Genomic DNA, 1,246 nt, shown 5'->3' with positions numbered 1-1,246 from the left:
CACGCCCGGACGTTGAACGCCACACCTCGTTATGCCCTGTCCGTGGGATTCAACTTCACCGCCGTCTCCCTGCTGGCCGGGCTCCTGCTCATCCAGGCCACCACCCCCACCACCACCGGCGGCGGACAGCCGACCGGAGCCGACTGGACCCAGGGCAGCACCCAGGACGGTGGCGCGGCCGCGGACGACGGCACAGGCGGCGGCACGGAGGACGGCACCGGGACGGACGGCCCGGCGGGCGGTGAGTCGGCCGGTCTGCCGCTGCCGGGCGTGGAGCAACCGGGCGACCCGCCGTTCTTCGACCAGCTGACCCCGGACCCGCTGGAGGCGACGGCGGACGTGCCGGCGCTCTATGACCAGGGGTGCCAGCGGACGGCGGAGGACACGAGCTCCGAGCCGTGCGAGTTCGGCGACCTCGACGGTGACGTCGTCGTCGCCGTCGTCGGCGACTCCAAGGTGGCGCAGTGGGTGCCGGCCCTGGACACCCTCGGCCAGGAGCAGGGCTGGCTCGTGCGGGTCTACACCAAGCAGGCCTGCGCGTTCGCCGACTCGATGCTCCTCGTCGAGGACAGCCCCTACCGCGAGTGCCGGGCCTGGGGGCAGGACGTCCTGGACCGCCTCACCGGCGCGGAGCGACCCGACGTCGCCATCACCTCGGGGGTCAAGAGCATCGGTCTGCCCGAGGACGGTGCCGCGGAGATGACCGCCGAGGGGCTGACCGACGGCTACGCCCGGTTCTGGCGCGCCCTGAACGACCAGGGCACGCGCGTGATCGCCCTGTCCGACACCCCGCAACCGGGCGGCTCCGGGCCGGTGTACGAGTGCGTGGACGAGCACCGGGAGGACCCGTCGGTCTGCAGCTGGCCCTACGAGCCCTCGCCCGCCTCCGGGACGTTGCAGGACGCGGTGGCGCAGGTCGAGGACGCCCACTTCGTCGACATGGACCCGTGGGTGTGCCCAGGCGGCACGTGCGTCGGGGTCTTCCGCAACGTGCTCACCTACCGGCAGGGGTCGCACATCACCGCTACCTTCGTCTCTGTGCTGACCGAGCCGCTCGCCGCCTACCTCGTGCCGCTCGTCGACGAGGTGCTGTGACCTCCGCCGCCCCTCCCGCCGGCGCGCGGACCCGTTTGCCTGGGTTTGGCCGGGCCGGCGGGTCTGTTGTGCGTGCGGGTTTTCGGGGGGATGTGGAGGGGTTGCGGGCGGTGGCTGTGTTGTTGGTGATGGTGTATCACGCGGGGGTTGG

Annotated in this window: 1 protein-coding gene; it reads left to right on the top strand. The window is 72.5% G+C overall.

Annotation, left to right across the window (positions count from 1 at the left end; all coding sequences use genetic code 11):
* Positions 1–1,095: SGNH hydrolase domain-containing protein (locus MWU75_RS19600; RefSeq protein WP_281497561.1), on the top strand; the 1,095-nt coding region annotated here is incomplete at its 5' end.
* Between the last annotated feature and the right edge of the window lie 151 nt (positions 1,096–1,246).

Origin of the sequence: Ornithinimicrobium sp. F0845 (assembly GCF_023015765.1) — a bacterium.
Lineage (GTDB): Bacteria > Actinomycetota > Actinomycetes > Actinomycetales > Dermatophilaceae > Ornithinicoccus.
Note: the sequence above shows the minus strand (reverse complement) of the source record. Positions and strands in the feature narration are given on the sequence as shown.